Origin of the sequence: Flavobacterium adiutor (genome assembly GCF_048282555.1) — a bacterium.
Lineage (GTDB): Bacteria > Bacteroidota > Bacteroidia > Flavobacteriales > Flavobacteriaceae > Flavobacterium.
In genome coordinates this window covers 1,519,378-1,539,456 of record NZ_CP182487.1, presented here as the reverse complement: position 1 = coordinate 1,539,456, position 20,079 = coordinate 1,519,378, and the positions used below count along the sequence as shown (strand labels likewise).

General features: G+C 31.7%; 19 protein-coding genes and 1 tRNA gene. 5 read left to right on the top strand and 15 right to left on the bottom strand.

The window, feature by feature from the left end; genetic code table 11:
* Window positions 1-164 precede the first annotated feature (164 nt).
* The 8 genes from ACNC7R_RS06850 to ACNC7R_RS06815 all read right to left on the bottom strand — a co-directional run bounded on the left by ACNC7R_RS06850 (window position 165) and on the right by ACNC7R_RS06815 (window position 8,514).
* Window positions 165-599 carry a hypothetical protein gene (locus ACNC7R_RS06850; RefSeq protein WP_417940198.1) on the bottom strand — a complete coding sequence of 145 codons (435 nt, stop codon included), beginning with the start codon at window positions 597-599 and terminating at the stop codon, window positions 165-167.
* A gap of 193 nt (window positions 600-792) precedes the next feature.
* Window positions 793-1,419, bottom strand: coding sequence for a hypothetical protein (locus ACNC7R_RS06845; protein ID WP_417940197.1), 627 nt, complete (start codon window positions 1,417-1,419; stop codon window positions 793-795).
* Window positions 1,420-1,483: 64 nt separating this feature from the next.
* Entirely contained in the window at window positions 1,484-2,566 is a 1,083-nt protein-coding gene (locus tag ACNC7R_RS06840; protein ID WP_417940196.1) for a DNA polymerase beta superfamily protein, read from the bottom strand.
* A gap of 2 nt (window positions 2,567-2,568) precedes the next feature.
* Window positions 2,569-4,293 (bottom strand): hypothetical protein, encoded by a 1,725-nt coding sequence (locus tag ACNC7R_RS06835; protein WP_417940195.1) that lies wholly within the window; start codon window positions 4,291-4,293, stop codon window positions 2,569-2,571.
* Window positions 4,293-6,164: a hypothetical protein gene (locus tag ACNC7R_RS06830; RefSeq protein ID WP_417940194.1), complete on the bottom strand. Its 1,872-nt coding sequence runs from the start codon at window positions 6,162-6,164 to the stop codon at window positions 4,293-4,295. The genes ACNC7R_RS06835 and ACNC7R_RS06830 overlap by 1 nt, the downstream gene beginning before the upstream one ends.
* A 3-nt stretch (window positions 6,165-6,167) precedes the next feature.
* Window positions 6,168-6,914, bottom strand: a complete 747-nt coding sequence (locus ACNC7R_RS06825) for a DNA polymerase beta superfamily protein (RefSeq protein ID WP_417940193.1) — start codon at window positions 6,912-6,914, stop codon at window positions 6,168-6,170.
* Between the two features lie 143 nt (window positions 6,915-7,057).
* On the bottom strand, window positions 7,058-8,206 hold the full coding sequence (locus ACNC7R_RS06820; RefSeq protein ID WP_417940192.1) for a hypothetical protein: 1,149 nt from the start codon (window positions 8,204-8,206) through the stop codon (window positions 7,058-7,060).
* Window positions 8,207-8,217: 11 nt separating this feature from the next.
* Window positions 8,218-8,514 (bottom strand): hypothetical protein, encoded by a 297-nt coding sequence (locus ACNC7R_RS06815; protein ID WP_417940191.1) that lies wholly within the window; start codon window positions 8,512-8,514, stop codon window positions 8,218-8,220.
* A gap of 205 nt (window positions 8,515-8,719) precedes the next feature.
* On the opposite strand from ACNC7R_RS06815, the gene ACNC7R_RS06810 reads away from it, so the two are divergent.
* Genes ACNC7R_RS06810 through ACNC7R_RS06795 form a run of 4 tightly spaced genes read left to right on the top strand, consistent with a single transcriptional unit; the run spans window position 8,720 to window position 11,449 of the window.
* The gene (locus ACNC7R_RS06810) at window positions 8,720-9,349 is read left to right on the top strand and encodes a response regulator transcription factor (RefSeq protein ID WP_417940190.1); all 630 of its coding nucleotides are present in this window, start codon (window positions 8,720-8,722) and stop codon (window positions 9,347-9,349) included.
* Between the two features lie 5 nt (window positions 9,350-9,354).
* Entirely contained in the window at window positions 9,355-10,014 is a 660-nt protein-coding gene (locus tag ACNC7R_RS06805) for a hypothetical protein (protein ID WP_417940189.1), read from the top strand.
* A gap of 53 nt (window positions 10,015-10,067) precedes the next feature.
* Window positions 10,068-10,649 carry a hypothetical protein gene (locus ACNC7R_RS06800; protein WP_417940188.1) on the top strand — a complete coding sequence of 194 codons (582 nt, stop codon included), beginning with the start codon at window positions 10,068-10,070 and terminating at the stop codon, window positions 10,647-10,649.
* The gene (locus tag ACNC7R_RS06795) at window positions 10,646-11,449 is read left to right on the top strand and encodes a sensor histidine kinase (RefSeq protein ID WP_417940187.1); all 804 of its coding nucleotides are present in this window, start codon (window positions 10,646-10,648) and stop codon (window positions 11,447-11,449) included. Before ACNC7R_RS06800 ends, ACNC7R_RS06795 begins: the two co-directional genes overlap by 4 nt.
* Here the strand turns inward: ACNC7R_RS06795 and ACNC7R_RS06790 are convergent.
* From ACNC7R_RS06790 to ACNC7R_RS06760, 7 genes are all read right to left on the bottom strand, one after another.
* Window positions 11,446-12,246, bottom strand: coding sequence for a TatD family hydrolase (locus ACNC7R_RS06790; protein ID WP_417940186.1), 801 nt, complete (start codon window positions 12,244-12,246; stop codon window positions 11,446-11,448). The two genes, ACNC7R_RS06795 and ACNC7R_RS06790, sit on opposite strands and share 4 nt — an antisense overlap.
* 331 nt (window positions 12,247-12,577) lie before the next feature.
* On the bottom strand, window positions 12,578-13,999 hold the full coding sequence (locus ACNC7R_RS06785) for an RtcB family protein (protein ID WP_417940185.1): 1,422 nt from the start codon (window positions 13,997-13,999) through the stop codon (window positions 12,578-12,580).
* 93 nt (window positions 14,000-14,092) lie between these two features.
* On the bottom strand, window positions 14,093-14,923 hold the full coding sequence (locus ACNC7R_RS06780) for a hypothetical protein (RefSeq protein ID WP_417940184.1): 831 nt from the start codon (window positions 14,921-14,923) through the stop codon (window positions 14,093-14,095).
* A 490-nt stretch (window positions 14,924-15,413) separates the two neighbouring features.
* Window positions 15,414-15,554: transfer RNA gene (locus ACNC7R_RS06775), tRNA-OTHER, on the bottom strand.
* A gap of 84 nt (window positions 15,555-15,638) precedes the next feature.
* Window positions 15,639-16,217, bottom strand: a complete 579-nt coding sequence (locus tag ACNC7R_RS06770) for a hypothetical protein (RefSeq protein WP_417940183.1) — start codon at window positions 16,215-16,217, stop codon at window positions 15,639-15,641.
* Between the two features lie 69 nt (window positions 16,218-16,286).
* Window positions 16,287-17,804, bottom strand: coding sequence for a TROVE domain-containing protein (locus ACNC7R_RS06765; protein WP_417940182.1), 1,518 nt, complete (start codon window positions 17,802-17,804; stop codon window positions 16,287-16,289).
* A gap of 205 nt (window positions 17,805-18,009) precedes the next feature.
* Window positions 18,010-19,062, bottom strand: coding sequence for a hypothetical protein (locus tag ACNC7R_RS06760; protein WP_417940181.1), 1,053 nt, complete (start codon window positions 19,060-19,062; stop codon window positions 18,010-18,012).
* A 143-nt stretch (window positions 19,063-19,205) separates the two neighbouring features.
* Between ACNC7R_RS06760 and ACNC7R_RS06755 the strand changes: the two genes are divergently transcribed.
* On the top strand, window positions 19,206-19,820 hold the full coding sequence (locus tag ACNC7R_RS06755) for a hypothetical protein (protein ID WP_417940180.1): 615 nt from the start codon (window positions 19,206-19,208) through the stop codon (window positions 19,818-19,820).
* Window positions 19,821-20,079: the final 259 nt, after the last annotated feature.

Here is a 20,079-nt window from a genome sequence, read left to right as displayed (position 1 = left end):
TACGTGTTTAGGCTGCGAGCTTTGGGCTATAGCTTTGAGTTATCGTTGTTTCGTATTTTATTGAACTAAATGTCACATACTATAATTACTGACTTAATTCATTTTTGAAATTGACATTTAAATTGTTTTTTTGACATTGCCATTGCCATTGCCATTGATATTGACTACCAATAGCTACCCGCCAAAAAGGTCAGCCTGATAAACATAATTGTTTTATTTTGAGATAAATCAATTTGTTCCGTTAGTGTTTCGAGTTGATCGTCACCATAGAAAACAGCAAATAAACCGTCTTCAAAAGCCTGAATCGCTGTTTCCTGCGCTTTTACCAGATTGACTTTGTTGTGGTTGTAAATTGCCCCGAAACCTGCTTTTCCCGTATCGGTTAAGATGGGAAGGTAATTTTCTTTTGGAAGATGGATTTTGTCTTCGTCTTCAAACTCAAATGAAGAAGCATGGAACAATTGTACCTGATGATCTACAATCGATTCTATGAGCTTTTGCGTGGTAATGAGAGGACTTTCTATCGGCAGCGCTATACTTTTTTCCTGCAGGAGCGGATGTTTTTTTCCTAATTGTTTAACTGAGATGTTTATATTCATTAATACCGGCTTTTATTTTGAAAGATGTAAAATACTAAATTAAAAAATAGGATTATACTGAGGTAACCTTATTTTAATGTTAAAAATAATGCTCATCAACTGACTATAAAAGTAGTCTTTGATTCCAAAAAAATACCCCGCCAATTGGTATTGGCAGGGTTTGGGTTTTTATTGGGAGTGAATTTATTATTGTTCACGGTTTGTAAAACTGCTCTGTAATGTAGAAAACGGTGTCGATAAAAAACAAACCTTGCTTAAAAGTCAAAACATTTTCGTCGTGCAAATCTTCAAGAATAATACCTAATTCAGGATTAAAATAATCATTATTTCTAGTGTTTACAAAACCGTTTGAAGTCAAAAAATGTTTTACGTTTTCTAATTCTGTATCACAATCAGATTCAACAAATTTCTGTTCAACTACTGCAAAAAGTATATCAGCATGTTCATAAAAACCGATTAATTGATATGCGGTATCGGGGAAAAAATAATTATTAAGCAATAAATTATTTAAATAATCTTCCCAGCATTCGTAATAAATACTATCATTTAGCTTAATTACTTTATGCTTATTTTGAAGATAAACTTTTTGCTCAGCCCCCGAAGAAATAAAAGCGTTGATATTTATCGAAGTAATCCAGAAGCTATTTCGATTACAGAATTGTTTTATTAACGCTGTTTCTTCTCTTTTGATTTGCTTGCCTGACTCAAACGTTCCGCTTGGGCTCTTGCTTTTTCTAAGGTAGTTGGAGATTGTTTGGATAGTATCTCCATGCCTAACCTGGCCCTTTCCTGAAATGATATTTTGTAGTTCATGTTTCATGCATTAATAATGCAAATATAAAGATTTTAATATTAAGATTTATTTCCCTCTTTGGCTGCTGTTATTACGAATACAACTCTTCTCTGATTTTAATTAAAGTCTGAATGGCTTTTGCCTCATCCGGCTTTTCAGGCAAAGTTGATGTTTGATAATGATTTTCGATTGAAGCAATTAAATTATCTGCCATTTCGAGTAAATCATCGTATTCTCTGTTTCCGGCTTTTATGTCAAGTAACTCCTCCCGATTTGAAACCCTAATATTTAATTTTCCGGTTGACAGAATCTGCTCGGCGGTTTGCAAAAGCCTGATGGTGTGCATCATGTTTTTGCTGTCGTAATTTTTGCCGTGCTGCTGGTTGGTGTTGTAGCGGTCTTCATTGCGTTTTTCGATCCAGTTCCAGTACTCGGTGTATTCTTTGCAGTATTTAGAATAACCGTCCTGATTGCAGGACAAATAACCGATTAGTTTTTCCTCTTTTGGAATAGAGGAAAGCGAAACTTCATTGGAGTTTTCTTTCTGAATAATGCCTTTGTAACCTAAGGTTTTATTTTCGTCGTAAAACATCGCAAATGTATCCTTGATATGTGGCATTTTTGCTAATCCAATTTGGGAGGCATGAAAAGAATGCTCCATCAACCAATTTTGAACAGGAATTGCTCCCTGTACGGACAGGTCGCGACTTGTCCCTGCAGGCAATACATAACAAAAATCCAAAAGGCTTTTCTTTTCCTTTGGCAGCGGATTTACGATTTTCTTGTTCAGACCTCTCGCTTTTTTGATCTGCGTTACGGCATAACCCGCAAAAGAATCTTTGCAGAGTTTCGAGAGAAAATTTTCCAGTTGCAAATGCTCCATCAATGGATCTTTGTACAAAATACAATCTTCCGGCGAAGCCAGAATCTCCAGAATATTAGGATTGTTTTTAAGCAGCAATTCTACAAAACGACCAATTTCGTAATACACCTCATCATTGGTTTCATTACTGATCTGCGGAATATAATCTAACCCAAAGAATTTTTCTTTAGGCAGATAATAAACGCCTTTAATATCAGTATCTGATGTTGGTGTATGTAACCCAAACGATTTACTTCCCGAAATGACTTCGAAGAGGATTAGGTTTTGGGATTTTAGATCTTGAATGGTCATAGCTAATGTTTTAAATTATAACGCCAATAATCTGGAAAATATGGAGTTTTAAAGTAATAATGTGCAATTGTTCTTAATGAAGAAAATCCATATTTATCAGTCCTGTATTCATATTGAAATTCATCTTTTCTTTTTAAAATTTTACTCTTGAAATCTTGAAATGATAATTCTTTGTCAAATTCAGAATACATACTTGTTTCAATTTGATAACCGTCATTAATTGACCTCGAGAATAATTGTTCTTCTAAATCATTCTCAGTATCTTCAATAAGATGTTTTGAATTGGAATTTATGCTATGATGTGGTATAAATAAACCTAAAGTAATATCATTTTCAATGATGAATTTCCTAGTTTCATAGTATGTTTTTTCTAAATCTAATATTGCGATATATTCCATTATAATTGCTAATAATGGTGAAACAGAATCAATATAATAAACAGGTTTTATGCCAGTAACGGTATATTTTATGACGCTTTCTATATTGTTTGCTGCATCAGGAAATTTATTATATTTCTTTTTAAGAAACTTTAAATAACCTAATATGTTAAGAAGATATTGCTTCGCTGATTCAACATCGCCAAAATAAATTAACAGATTAATATTGTCTATTATTGGAATTGAATGAATATCGAGTAATGGTCTTGATAGAACATTTATATTCTGCAAGGTATTGTTTATTCTATCATTATAGCCTTTATACTGGTCTTTTTGAATTTTATCTTTGAAAGAGATAATAAAACTATTTAGTAATACATTAAAATCATAACTTCTAATTGTATATCCTATCTGTTCATATGTACCTCCATTTTCATAGTGTAAGCCATCTTTTAATTCTAATAGATTTAAATTCCTTTCTAAAAGTTCTTCAATAGTGGAATTAAAAAAGATGTAAAATTGATTGAATAATGCTAAAACTTCTTTGTTTGTTTCTAATTTGTTTTTTAAAATCCAATACCAATATTTTAGTATTAAATGAGTTAAGTATTTTTTTGCAATTGATAAATTATTGTAGTTTTTTGATTCTGTGTAAATTATATATGCTATTAAGTTAACGGATTGAAAAATAAGTTTTTGTGAACGACTTAATCTGCCTTTTGTTATAGAAAATGAATTATTAAATAATAAATTATTTAATAATGAATCAAAATCATTCGAAACATTTTCACCTACATTTAGATTTACTAAAACTCTATTGAAAAGTCTAATATTTTCATCATTAATTAATAAATATTTACTAAAAATTTCATTGGATAATAATTCAGATATTTTATAGATATTCCATTCTTCAAATTCAATACCTTTTTCAATAAATTCTTTTTGTGAAAAACCATTAAGTGATGTTCTGATTTTTTCACTTACCATACCATTAAATACCAAAACAACTTTAATTGGTAACTCATCAAAGTCTTTATAAGTAGTTTTAAAATCTGCATCGACCGTCATTCTTAGAGTATCTCGTACTCCATTATCTGGCATATTCCATTTTTGAGAGTCAATATCACCAGCTTTTAACTCAAAATAAAAGCGTTTCTTTATACCATCTATTGGATCAATTTTTACAGCAACAATATCTTTACCATATTGTGAAAATCCTTTATATTCTTTAGGAGTAGAAAGTATTTCATATTCCAAAGTTTGAAGAAGAATTGTAAAAATTACATCTAATTCATTATCTTCTTTTAAAGATTCTAAATACTCTTTTATTATTGTTGGTTTAATATTCATTATTTATTAAATCTTTCAAGTTGATATTCATATAATTCGGGATTTTTATATACTCTTGTATCTATGTACATTTGAGATTCTACTTTACCTAAAGGCATTACATTCTCCTCGTGTTCAAATTTCCAACTGTTCCCTCTGATTATCAAACTGTTTTTGAATAGACTAGATAGTCCAGAAGGATTATTTCTAACGCTTTCCATCATTTTAGCTCTATTTTCGTTTTCTAAGCTATAATATAAATCCATTAATGATTTTTCATTGTAATAAGGATTTAGGTCGTTATTCTTATATTTTAACTCTTTAATCTCTTTATATAGTTCAAGTGATTGTTTTATAGGCTTCAAGAACGCTGTTTTTTTTCTTGATTTCGGGATTAAGTTTTCTAACCATTCAATTAATGTTTCGTTATAGCATTCATAAACAAGAATGCTTAGCTGCATTTGAAGGTTTTCAATCACTTTGGGGAATTTAGAATCTTTTAATTTGATTAATATTGGTAATAGTTTGTCAAATGAATGTGGGAAATTGCAAATCATTGCTATCGCTAAAACTTGTTCTTCTTCAGTATTAAGTTTTAATAAATCAATTTGCATTGGGGTTTCTCTACCAGTAATCATTATTTCAATAGGTAATATTCCTGTTCTTTGTTTGGTAGATATTAATGATAAAATAAATTCTTCTGTTTTGTCTCTTGAAGTTGACCAAAAATGTGATAAAGGTTGTTCAAAAAGACTTATAGAGTTTCTATGCCAACCATTATTATAAATTACCCCAATTAGATGAAATAAATATTTAGGCTCTTTAAAATTATAAAAGAAAGAACCTATTGCTTTGATATTCTGTGTTCGGTTTAGATAACCATGTAAAAGTTCGTATTTTAAATCTTCAAATTTTTCAAAACCATATGTAATTGTATGGAAATAGCTGTGTATTTCATTATCATCAGGATTTTCAAAAAAATCAAATAATTTGTTAGAAAGTGTTTCAGAATCTTTAGGTGTTATAAATAAAGAGTTCATCAAACTTTCAATGATTCTAGTTTTATGGAATAAATATTCTGTGCTACTATCCTTAACTAATACTTCTAATAGTTCATTATAAATTATTTGAGAATTAATATTCAATAAAGAATAAACCCAAAATGCTTCTTTAGTAGAATTTAATAAACGTTTTTTTAGTTTTTCTAAATATTCAATTTTTCCCTTATTTATTATTGAACTAATTAAAATAACTAAATAATGAGGTGTTTCATTCTTATATTTATTCAAAAGATAATCAATCAGACTTATTGAAAAATCTTCTTTTCTATCGACAATTGAAAACAAATATTCATTTAAATAATGTCTGCGTTCTTCTTCGTTATTAGAATTTAAAAAATCACTGATTTGTTCAATACTTATATCTTTTGAAACAAGAAAAGCATAAAATATTTTTTCGAAGTTTCTTAATTCATAAATTACATTTGATTTTTGATTTAATTCATTTTTAAATGATACAACATCAGTTCCTTTACTATCTAATTCTACTAAATACTTAACTCTAAAGGCATCAAATATTTCAGTGTAAGCATTTATAATATTACCATAACTATACTCATTTTTTATAAGTTCCTCAAATTCGTGAATTGTTTTAAAAGATTCTTCAATATTATCAGATAAGCTAATAGTTAGCTTAGAAGTAATCATTGTTTTTAAGTAATCATATATTTCTGTGGAATATAAATCTACTACATAATTACCATCGGAATTCTTTATAATAATCCCTTTTATTTCTAATTCAGAATACTTCTTTAGATCAAGAGAATCAATTAAAGTTTCTCTAGTTTTGAAAATATGTGTGAATAGATTCTCTAGTTGTTTCGATTGTTCCATAATCTATTTTAGCATTTTTAAAAAAAACAAATCCAACTCCTCACTCATCTTCTTCCCACTCCCCAACTTACTCGCGTTTTCCTGATTAAATTTTACGGTTTCCAGTAAAAAATCAGTTATTAAAACTTCTTTTGGGTGCAGGTATTTTTCGTCCTGAGTAGCTTTTATTTGTTGTAATTCCAGTATTTTTTCCTGTATGTTTTTCGGTGCAATTGGTAATACATCAGCAAAAGCTACTGGCGGAAATGTATTGTTTTCTATAATCCATTTTCCGGCTAATGCGGTGCGTAAGGCGTAGAAATAACTTTTTAGTTTTACTTCTTCCGTTTCGCAGACTTCCATGAAATTTTTTGTCGTTCCTAAATAATGGTGCAAAACCGCTATTGGCGAAAAACATTCCGTGGCTATCTCCTGCATTTGTTTTGCGAAATCATCATTTGCATAATACACAATTGGCGAAAACAACCACTCCAACAAAGGTGCGTTAGATTTTGCTAATAATTTTACGGCTTTCCGTAAATCCCAACCTGAACCGTCAAGATCGTCTTCGGTCATGAACTCAATCACATCGGGTTGTTCCCAAAGTGACAAATAATACTCGGGTTTGTGTTTGTAGATAAAACGAATATCGTAGTCACTGTCCGGAGATGCAAATCCCCAGGCACGGCTTCCTGATTCTACTGCAAAGAGTATTTCTACGTCTTTTTGCAGTTCTATTTCTTTTAATTTTTGGAGTATTTTTTCTTTCATGACTGGTTTCAAATGTAAATAAACAAAAAAGCTTTAAACCAAGTAATAATACGTGATTTGAATTTGAAGTTTCAAAATAAAACCACTGCTACGCAATTATTTTGCGCAGCAGTGGTTTTTATCAAATTATTAAGGTTTTATAATTAAAGTTTATTTAACTTGAGATCACCATTTGAATCCGAATTTCCAAAATTATAGGTTATATTTAAAAAACCAAGAAAATTAGATTTCTCAATATCATACTTGATAGTTAAAGGAATCCAAAGATCATCAGTAACACGCAGTCTGAAATCGGAACTGGCTAAAAAGGTATTCTTTTTTTCATCTGCTAATTGATTTTTCAAAATCGAATTATACTCCATATATAATTTTATTTCAAATACACTTTGTTCATTTCTTTTAAACATTTTATAGTTAACACCAGCTGAACTTTTCGATTCAATTCTTTTAAGACTATTATTAATTAAGGTGTCAGAATAAATTAATTTAGATTGTATATCTAATTCAAAATGCTTAAACCCTTTTAAAAAAATACTCCCAAAAGACACTTTTTTATTATCACCTTTATCATTCGTTGTTCCTAATAAAGAGACTGTCCAAAGCGGTTTCTTTTCGATTTCTGAATATAAATTATCTTTTAATAAATGAAGGTTCTCTACATAATTTTTGAGTTTTATTGATTTGTTTCTCTTTTCAAACTCTGTAATGATTTTTTCGAAATAAATATTCGACTTGTCTATTTTATCAAATTCTTTGTTTATTAAAATTTTGGTTGCTACATCTAAAGAATTTATTTCGACACTTATATCCACTGCACTATTTGTGATTTCTTCAGCAAACTTACTTTGTATTGCAGATAACTCATCAGCTAAAAAACTCCAATCAAATTCAAGTACTGTATTTGTAAAATCGGCTACATCTTTATCTCTTTTATTAATTAAAGCATAAGTAATTCCTCCTGAAACTCCATTGTATTTAAATTGTTCATCTAAATTTAGTTTCGCGTTAAATTGAAGGTTTCTTGAAAACCGCTCTCTCTTAAAGTACTTATCTTCTAAAATATGGCTATTAAAGATGGATTTAATACCGAATAATGTAGCATTAAATTCGATACTCTTATTGTCAGATGTTAAATTGGTAGTCCCTAATTGAAAAATACTGGAAAGTATATCTTTATAGTTCCCGGATTTTGATTTCTCGGTCATCTCTCTAAGCTTTTGAATTGTATCATTTTGAGCTAGTACAATATCAGACCCCAATAAAGTTAAAAAACATATAAAATATTTTTTCATGATCTGTTTATTTAAATTTCGAAATAAAATAATTCAGTAATGAATGGTTTCGTTGTCACTCTCTTGGCATTATGAAATGGCCCTCTGGTAAAACTACCCAATACCTCAATTTCTGTTTTTCCATTTTTAGAGTTCATTCCAAATAGTTGAAGGGTATATCGACCGCTTTCTATATTAAAATCTTTATTAAAAGAAGTTGGAGATTCATACTCAATTTCTTCACGAGTATCCACATTTTTAATTTCAACTTTAATTGGCATTGGTGCTAGTCCACCAGTAATTCTGATTTTCACATTAATTGTTTTCATGATTTCTATTGCTTTTAGTTAACCTTTCAAATGTATTCTGACAACACTATATCAATCAATTACCCTTTCGGGTGATATTTTCCCTTACTTTCTTATTTATTTTTTTGTAAGTTTATACATATTCCGTTTTGCGCAAAAAATCACCCAAAAGGGTAATTGTGGTCGAAATACTTTTTCCACAACTTTGTAATGAAAATGTAACAACATGAAAATAAGAGTTGCCATAGTAGAAGATGATAGACATTACAGTCAGGCACTGAAGAATATCATCGATTTTCAGGAAGATATGGAATGCATCGCTCAGTTTTTTAATGGTAAAAGCGCTTTACAAAAATTACAGGACATCGAACCAGACGTGGTTTTAATGGACATAAACCTGCAGGATTTATCAGGAATTGATGTCGTTTTTGAGTTAAGAGAACTCATGCCCGGAACTCATTTTATAATGTGCACCAGTTTCGAGAACGATGAAAAAATCTTCTCGGCCCTGCGTGCAGGCGCAAGCGGTTATCTGGTAAAAGGGGATCCTCTTGATAAAATCATTCAGGCGATTCTGGAAGCTCATAAAGGAGGTGCCCCTATGAGTTTTACCATTGCAAAACGCGTTTTACAACATTTTCAGGAATCAAGAACACAAGTACAAAGTTTATCGTTGCTGACTGTAACCGAAAAAGAAGTCCTTGAATTGCTGGCACAAGGACTGCTCTACAAAGAAATTGCCGATAAAAAAAATGTCACCATCGACACCATTAAAAAACATATTGGTAATATTTACAGAAAACTGCAGGTAAGCAATAAAATTGAAGCTATTAATAAGTTGAACACCAAAAACTAAAAATCATGGAACTAGAAAAATTAAAACAAGAAAAAATTGATCAAATTTACTTTTTTAAAAAAATAATTAAAAAAGATATCGAAGAACTTTTTATGGAAAACTATAAAAATATTGGGATTGAGGGATTAACTAAAAGTTTTTTATTAGATTTAGAAATATTCGAAGATATACTTAAGAATAATGAAAATAAGGCATTTTGCAAATTTTATCTCATTCAAAATGGTGATTCTCTCAATCTGGGTTTATCTTTTTCTGATAATGAAGAATGTGATATTAAACAAAATAAACTTACTGACGATGATGTTTTATACATCTTAGAAAATGATCAATTAATACCGAAAGATTTCAGGCAAATGAAAAAGGATTTTATGAGTAAAATAGGAGCTAAATTACCTATTCATCCTGGAAATAAGAAAGACACTTTAATCTCATATTCTTTACAAGAAATTAATAGCTTCTTACATTTTATGGAAGGAGAATATCATGATGTTTATAGCTTAAAGTTCAATATGTTTAAGTATTCACCTACAGATAAAGATTCTACACTTTCAGCCCATTTTACGGCAAGGGAAAATAGAATTGCTTTTTGTGTTCATGCCCTATTTAATAAAAAAGACCTATACGGCGAAAGCGAAGGTTACGATCTAGGAAACCTTAGACCTTAATGATATATCTTTATGAAATAATATTACTTATAACACTATTAAAATCAGTAGTCTTGGCTAGAAAATTTAGTCTTTCTAGTCAAAACTATTTGTTTGTATATCTTCTTATTACCTTTTTTATAGAATTATCTTCCTGGATAATTATTTTAATTAAAAAAGACTGGAGTTTTCAATACACAGCTTATTGTGTTTTCTGTATTGCATTTTTCTGGTTTTATTATACTCAATCCTTTCAAAAAACATTTAGAAAGAAAGTTCACTTTGTATCTGGTTTAATCTCTTTAAGCGTTTTATTATTCCCATTTTTTTCAAAAGAAGATATAAGTTCTACGTTAATAATAGCATTGCCTATTTTTTATATAGTGTTTAGCATATTTTGGTTTTATCAAAAAATGGCTTTACCCTCAGAATCCAAAATTACAGATGATCCTATTTTTTGGATTTCTACCGCTTTACTTCTTTGGAGTTGTTTTTTTATCTTTAGAGTTGTTCCAAGAGACTTTTTTAATATCGAAGATCAGGCTTTTTTAGAATTGCTCAGAGAATTTTTATATGCGATAAACTGCGTTATGTATCTCTTATTCTTTAAAGCTCTAATTGAATACGAAACCATCTCAAAAAACATAAAAAAATGAGAGAACTGCCTCCAGAAATAAAACTCACCTACATTATCGCCATTATCATAATGCTTTTGTTTGTATGCTTTATTATTATGATGGTGTTTATTTACAACAAAAAACAGCTTATTCAGCAGCAGGAAAACCAAATAAAAGAAAGCGAATTCCAGAACCAGTTACTGCAAAAAGAGTTAGAACGCCAAAAAGCCATTCAACTCGAAAGAGAACGTATTTCGCAGGATATGCACGATGATTTGGGTGCGGGGATTTCGGCTATAAAACTGCAGGCCGAATTTTTAAAATATAAAATGCCACAGGGAAATTATTCCGACGATATCGAATCAATTATTACAACCTCCGAAGAAATGAATCTGGCCATGCGGGAAATACTTTGGAGTCTGAACTCCCAAAATGATACCGTTCGTAATTTCATAGAATATACGGTTTTATATGCAAAGCGCTTTTTGGACAAAACGGCTATTGATTTAAAAACCGATTCAAAAATTACAGAAAAAGAAACACGTTTATCTGTTAAAGCCAGACGGAATCTTTTTTTAGCCGTAAAAGAAGCGGTGCATAATATTTACAAACACAGCCAGGCCAATGAGGTTTTTATTGTATTTGAACAAACGGAAGCTGTTTTGAACATCACGATTACCGATAACGGAATTGGACTATCTGATACGAACCAAAAAGGAAACGGCTTAACCAATATGTTCATGAGAATGGAAGCTATAAATGGAATATTTGAGATTTGTCCTGCTCAAAGAGGAGCTTCTTTGTTATTTACATACCCCTTTGAACAATATTTATATTAAATTCCAAAAAAGCTTTTAGCATTCCTCGTCGTTTCCTTCGCCACTTTATCCAAAGCAATCCCTTTAAACTGTGCAATTGTTCCGGCAACATACGGCAGAAAAGCAGGTTCGCAACGGCGTTCGTGGTATTTCTTTAAAAGGCTGTTCGGGACATTTTTAGGAAGCATAAACGGCGCGTCGGTTTCAATCATCATTCTGTCGAGCGGTACGTACTGAATCACTTCCTTTAAATGGCTGAAACGTTTGGCATCTGAAATCGCTCCTGTAAACCCGAGATAAAATCCGTTATCGAGATAAGTTTTGGCTTCCTGCAGACTTCCTGTAAAACAATGCACCACGCCCTTTGGCAGTTTCGGCAGATAGTCTTTTGTGATATTCATAAAACTATTAAAAGCGGCTCTTTCGTGCAAAAACAAAGGTTTCTGAACTTCAATCGCCAATTCGAGCTGGGTTTTGTAACATTCTTCCTGTTTGTTTCGGGGCGAAAAATCACGATCAAAATCGAGCCCGCATTCGCCAACCGAAACGACGTGTTTCAGTTCTAATAATTTCCTGAGTTTCGAAATACTCTGCGCATCAAAACTTTTCGCATCATGCGGATGGATTCCGGCTGTCGCATACAACACGCCCGGATATTGTCTGGCAATCTTTGCAGATTCTTCGCTGTTTCTTACGCTAGTGCCCGTTAGTATCATTTGCGATACATCGGCGTCGAGCGCGTCTTGTACGACATCGTCTATGTCGTTTTGAAATTGTTTGTTGGCTAGGTTGATTCCTATGTCTATGTATGTTTTCATTTTTTTTAAAGTTGCTAAGGTTCTGAGAGGCTGAGATGCTAAGGTTTTTTCTCTCTGGAATCTTAAATTAATATTTATTTTTTAAGCGTAATATTTGTCATTTCGAGGAACGAGAAATCACACTAGAAACTCTACACAGAATGTCGCCAATGTTTATCGAATCCCGCGTGTGATTTCTCCCTTCGGTCGAAATGACAAACTTTGTGTAAAAATTTTTTGTGAACTTTGCGCAATTCTTAGCGCTCTTTGCGGTTAAAATTACCACAAAACGTTAGACGCACATCAGTGCGCCTCTACACTGAAAACTGCGACTGCGACTGAACACTAAAAATCAATCCTCACGGCTTCCATCGTCAGCCATTCTAACTAATTTCGGTGTAAACTTAGCTACCACATCGACCAGATCTTTCTGCGCTTCCATGACCTGATTGATATCTTTATACGCCATTGGGGCTTCATCCAGACCTGCGCCAATAAGCGTTACGCCATGATCTTTTAGAATGGACTGCATTTCGGTTTTAGTGATTGTTTTGATAGCTTGGGTACGGCTCATTTGTCTTCCTGCTCCGTGTGAAGCCGAATTAATAGCGTTCTCCTCTCCTTTTCCTCTCACCAAAAATCCCGGTGCGGTCATACTTCCCGGAATGATTCCCATAACGCCTTTTCCGGCTGGGGTTGCTCCTTTTCTATGTACGATCACTTCTTCGCCATTCCAGATTTCTTTCCATGCAAAATTATGGTGGTTTTCGACTTTGGCTAAAATCGCTGCTCCTAAAGCGCGTTCCATTTTGTTATGGATAATCTCGTGACAAGCCGAAGCGTAATCTCCCGCCAAATTCATCGCCAGCCAATATTCCTGACCCAATTGTGAGTTCATATCCAGATAGGCTAAATTTCTCGCCACTTCCGGAAGTTTACAAACGTCTTTAGCCATTTTTGTGTAATGCCCTGCAAGGGTTGCCCCCACTCCTCGTGAACCGGAATGCGTCAACAAAGCGACATATTTCCCTGTTGGGATATTCAATATCGCATCGTCTTTGGCAAATTCCATGATTCCGAATTCCACAAAGTGATTTCCACCTCCGGAAGAACCCAATTGTGACCAGGCTTTATCTTTTAAATTCTTCACAAATGGATTCATATTAAATGTGTCGTTTTCTAAAACCTCATGATCTGATTTATACTGACCGTGAAATCCGTGACCTGCTCCAAAAATCGAATTCGCGATTAATTCTCTTTTGAATTTGGCTTCGTTTTCAAAGTAAAAATCTTCTGGAATATCGTAAACCGACAACGCCATTCTACACCCAATATCAACCCCAACACCATACGGAATAATGGCATTTTTAGTAGCTAAAACACCGCCTATTGGTAATCCGTAACCTTGGTGAGCATCCGGCATTAAAGCTCCGGCAACGGTAACAGGCAGTTTCATGGCAACTTCCATTTGTTTTCTGGCTCCGTCTTCAATATGTTCGGCTCCGTAAGAAGCATAAGCATTCGGATTTTGGTTTAAAGCGATAAAATCTTCCGGTTTTTCATTCGATTTTTCGATTAAAGCCACAGCCAGTTTGCTGAAGATTTTATCGTCGATATAATTTTTCGGAGTTTCTAAGACGTTTTTGAAGTTTGTAATCATTTCGTCTCTTGTGAATCCGTTTCTTTTGCTGTTTATTTTTAAGGCAATCCCAATTATTTTTCCTTCAGGAAATCCTAATTCTAATATATCTGTACCGTTTATTTGTTTATTCATTGTTTTGTTTTTTTGAATCTGATTGCAAACTATTGAAAACCTCTAACTAAACTAAACCTTGAATCTGAGAAAAGCAATTTTAGTAATTTATAGTTAATTTTTAATATCAATTTCCACTAGTAAATCAGAAATATACTTTAAAAGAGAAATTACTTTTAAACTATTTTCTTTAGTTCCATAATCAGTATTTATTCCGTGTAAAATTTCATGTCTATTTAATTTACATGGAAATTCTGAAATTTGTTTTTCTTGAGCCATTATTGGAGTTTGATTTCTTAATGGAGACAAATAGATTGCTACAAAATTTCCAACAGATTTTTCTAATTCAGAAGATATTTGGGGTAGATATTTATTATCTTTCTCTTTTATAAAAAATTTCTTTTTAGTGAAATCAAAACAAATACCATCAACTTGTGATAATATACATGGTATAATTGTATAATATTCACCTTTATTAAAACCCGATAAAATTTGTTCGAAAATTTCTTTTCTGTTAATATGTCTTGATGATAGTTCTTTAAAAATTCTATTAAGATTTTCAGTATAATATTCTGTCATCTTTTTGTTTGCAACATCAGATTTATCAGCTTCAAAATCTTTAGCTATTTCAGAAGGTAGTTTCATTTCGCAATCAAATTCCAAATACCAACCATTTTGAGCAATTAATAATAAATAATCCGGAGTTTTCTCCTCATATTCTTTTAATCGATTTCCAATCTCTTTAAAGGATTCTAATCGCTCTAAAAAAGCATTATTAAATTTAGGAATAGTAGATGCAAATACTTTGCTCATATTTTCAAATGATTTTTGAACTCTGCTCAAATCCTCCATTCTTTTTTGAGTTTCTATCATTGGTTTTAACCTTTCTTGCATTTCCCGAAATGGTTTCATAATCTTTTCAATATGTTCAAATGAGTTCTTCATGTTTTTATATATTTTTAAATTTAATTATTTGATTATTTCAATTTATATTTTAAAAGAGGTAATGTTTAGGAATGGGTTTATATTCTTTGGACAAAGTATCCATTTCCTGACGACACTCTTTTTAGAGCAATATACTATAAGTGACATTTAGGATTCGAACCTAATTAAATCAACCAACGAAGTAACACTTATATACGGCATCTTATAATTTTGAAAAAGTAACAATTGGCAAGAGTCTGTCTTTGAAACCTTACGAAGTAACTCTAACATACGACATTTTTCAGTTTTAAAAAGAAGTAAAAAGCAATAAGAGAAACGGGGCTTGTCTTGTCAGAGTCGAACTGGATAACCTTGTTGATTTTACAACTTCGCTATTCCTCCCCAAATTTGGACGAAGTAACTCTTATTTACGACATTCTTTTTTATTTTAAAGTACTGGATAATAATCAACAAGAGACTATATAATTGTGTGTTACCATTTCACTATCAGCAAAACTGAACAGGATTCGAACCTGTACTACAATTCCCCCGAAGTAACTCTTATCTACGAAACCAATACTTATATTTTTAAAACGAGGCAACAACCAATAAGTGACTGTTCATCTTGCTCTAACCGCTGAGCTACATTTTTATTACTAAACAAAAATGGAGAGATTTGAACTCCCGACCGAGACGTTTGAATCGAAGTAACACTTATTTACGGCACTTGTTTTTATTAAATTATAAAACGTCCTCCCTTTTCTCTTTGAATTAACAAAATTTGATGAATCCTATTAATCTCATCTATTATTGGTATAAGTTTATATTCTTTATTTAAAACTTTAAAAATTGTTTTATCGCTGAAGTATGCTCTAAAAAAGATTGTATTTTCATTTCTTAAGGGCTTATTACCTACATAGCTCGGAATTATATTTTTTGCTCCGTATTTATTTAAAAAATCATCTAAATTTTCGTCAAAATGTTCAATAAGATTTCTCATTTGCCTATTTTTAAGAGGACTTAAATTACCAATATTATATACCTCGCGTAATTTTTCAGCTCTATTATTATAAAATCCCTCATTTCTCGAGGGCCAAAAAAAGCGAGAAATCCCAGCGACATTTATAATCATATTTTGAAAAATATTCAATATCATTTCATGATTCTCATCAATATCTAAATTGGCATTATCCCAAATTTCATTTACAAATTGTAATTCACTTAATATTGTATGTGTTTTGGCAAATAAGCTTTCTATATAAAACACTTCATTAAAGGGCTGTATTTCTTGATTTATATTTTTTAGATTTTCCATAAATATGTTTTTTATTATTCAAAGATTCAAATGCTACTGCGCAATAATTTTACGCAGTAGATTTTTTTTCTACAATTCTATTCGATTAATGTAATTCAATGCGCTGTTTTTATCTTCTAAAGCATTTAAAACATCGAATACTTTATCTGACCAGCCCGCGATTAAATACACATCTTTTTTTTCGATGTTTATAGGTGCTTGACCATAACCTGCCAAATCAAATAAATACAATTTAGCATTTGGTGCGATAGTTTTATATCGGTTCCAGGAATTTGCAAATGAATTGTTTGTCGAATTGCTATTCCACATTTGAACATCGGTAAACATCATTACTTTATCGACTATTTCATTTCGGCTGATCAAATCTTCCAAAACCAAATAACCATTTGTTGCGTAACCAACTTCACCTTCTCGTTTGTAATATTCATTAACGTTTGCCAATATGCTTCGTTTTGGCATGTTGATTATTTTCCATCGGTCACCAAACATACCGCTAACGACATTTTTGCAACGACTTTGTATCAACATACCCAACATCAAACCAATATCGTAAAGCATCACTTTACTTTTTGGAGAAATATTTTTTTGCATCGAACCTGAAACATCACAAGCAATCACAACAGATGTATTGATGCCAAAACCTTTTATATTTTGTGCGCTTATCATAACGGCGTCTTCCAAAGCATCCAAAACCATCGAAGTATATTTCAACTTCAATTCTTTCAATTCACGATAAGCAGCTAAAAATCGAAAAGGCAATTGTTTTGAATTCAAAACCGCTTTTTCATTAGTAAGGTAATCACATACTTTCATTACATGAAAACCAGAAACATTTGCTTCTAATATATTACGCAAATTACGCATCAAAGCCATATAGCCAATTTTGTTGCTGTCTATCAATTCCTCCCATTTTTGAGTGAAGGCTTTTTGCTTTTCGGTTTCGTTAGCATACTTAAATTGACCCAAATTTGACAACTCAGTTTCCCAAGTATAAGGTGTCTCCAAAGTATCATTTACAATTTTGTTGAACAAGATTTGCTGTGCTTCATCTTTTGCCTTAGGGTGTACCAAAAACAAAGCATCTTTCAATTTCACAGCACCGTCCCGATTGTATTTTGCGAATTGGTATTCATCAAATTTATTGAAAGAAACAGCCAAACCTTTTTGTATTTGTTTAGACAAACGGTTTAATTTTTTAACATCATTGCGATTATTTGCCATTTGATAATACGCCAACAATTCGGTTATCTCATCGGCACGCTGTATTACATGAGAAATCATTTTACTGATCAAAGAATCACCAGAATATATTTTGGCCAATTCAACAACCAAAACCAATGGCACCGAACGCATATGCATTTCATTTCGGGCATAAACCGCCAATTTTGCTACGAATACTGGATTGCTTTTTTGGATTAAACTTTTGATTCTTTCCAAACGATCGGTGTCTTTTTCATAGAAAGAAGTATTTAAACTTGTTGTTACAACAGCTGCATACAATTCATATTCTGGAGTTAATGGAAAAGCAACAGCATTTTCATAATTAACAATGGTATTTTTCTGTTTGGTTAAAAAATTGAATTTCATAATTTCTAGTTTTAAAATTAAACAATCATTTGTTGTTTCTTTTTGATGGTACAAAGATGTCACTATTACTACGCAGTTATTTTGCGTAGTAAAATGAATTATTTTAAAAAACAAAAAAAAGCGTTCGGTCTGAACGCTTTTAAAACATTAAATTCAATCTAAAATTGACTAATATGCACTAAATCAAATTTTTTGTATTTCGATATTATTTTACCAAAACCGCATTTACTTTGTTATTGGGAAATTTGTATTTAGCAACAAAATCTAAATTGTTAAGGTTTGATTCCCAAATTTTACCTTCATCGTTCATTCCTTTTTCATCTAATCCGGATCCCGCAGTATAAATTTTATTGTTTTTGATAATGATAGATTTAGGATTAGCTCCATTAATTTCCTTAACAAGAGTTCCGTTTTTCCAAATTTTACCAACAAAGTCATATTGATGTGTGTCGATATGACAACCTACGACATATACATCTGTGTTGTGGACAAATAAAGCATTGGCTTGTGAAAAGTCGTTTTCATCAGACAATGTAGCAGGACTATTATTTTTCCAAAGTATAGCCTTAGATTTAAATGAATTTCTTAAATATCCGGTTACATAAATGGTATTAGCATCCACATAAATATCTGTCGCTATACTCTCCAAATCATCTTCCTCTGAAGTTAAAACAGTTTCAACGCCATTTTTCCATACAATTGCTGTTTTTTTATCATCGATTATTTTGTAACCCGTTGCATATACATCATTTTTATACAGATAAATAGCATTGGCTTCTGAAGTTTTATCACTTAGGCGAATGGCTTGTCCGTTTTTCCAGATCGTTGCGATTGAGGAATTCAAGGTTCCAATAAATTCATTTCCGGATATATAAACATTTCCCTCGTTTACAGTCAGATCTGTTGCTTCTACCGTATGGTTTCCGTCTGTTAAACTTTCACCGGTATTATTTTTCCATATTTTTAGTATAGCGTTGCCATTATTCAAAGATTCAGTTCCAACAATATAAGTGTCATTGTTATAGAAAGTAACAGCATTAGCCACAGATGACGATGCAGTGTTTGATAGAATAGTTGGTTCCCCATCTATCCAAACCGAAGCAAGCTGGGTAAAATTATTGTCTTTATTTTTTCCGTATGTACTGCCAACCGCATAGTATTTTCCGCCGCTTATCTGATTGTCCTCAGCGGAATCATCTGAATTAGAACAAGAAATAATCGATTGGGTAAGTATTAAAAATGCAATTATTTTTTTCATGTTTTTTTTGTAGGTTAATTAACACGCAATAATACAAGTTTTTTCTACTATTAAAATCATCATATTTAATGATTTATAAGATAATCTTTTACGCAATTGTTTTACGCAGTTAAAAAAGAATCTTATTTTTGAGAAAAAACATCATGAACCTCAAACAAAAATATTCTGAACTGCTTTTGAATATTGGTTTTAATGAAAAAGAGATTCAGCAAAACTGGCTTGATTTGGAAAAAGCATATTCAAAAAAATCAAGGCATTATCATAATCTGACGCATCTAAAAGAAATGATTGATGCTTATGAAACGTATTTTGATCAACTTCAGTTTCCGAACGAAATATTATTATGCATTTTTTATCATGATTATGTTTATCTAAGTTCAAAAAAAGATAATGAACTAAAAAGTGCTGAATATGCTTTAGCCATTTTACCTGAAAATGCGAAACTTGATAGGCAATTGGTTTTTGAAGCCATTTGTGCGACACAACTCCATCAGCATAATGAGATAGAAGATATCAACTGGCTGATTGATTTTGATTTGAAAATCCTGTCAAAAGAGTGGGAAGATTACAAAATTTATTTTGAGCAAATACGAAAAGAATACCGCATTTACCCTGATTTTTTATACAAACCCGGGCGTGCGAATGCGTTGAAGCATTTTTTGGAGAATGAGTTTATTTTTCAAACCGACAAGTTTAGGAGTTTGTATGAAGAAAAAGCTCGGTCTAATATTGAGAAAGAAATAAAGTTATTAAACTAAAAATTGAATCTCGCAAAGACGCAGAGTTGCAAAGTTTTTATTTAAAGTATTAATTAAACGCACAGTTTGTCATTTCGGCGTAAGGAGAAATCTTCGCGAGAAGCTCTACAAAGATTGGCTTCTCGATATGGAGTTACCTGTGGAGATTTCTCCTTAGTCGAAATGACATAAAATGAGGAAAATCCTTTTAATCCTTTATCCCGATAGCTATCGGGAGTGGCAAAAAAAACTTTGCGCCTTCGCGACTTTGCGAGCAAAA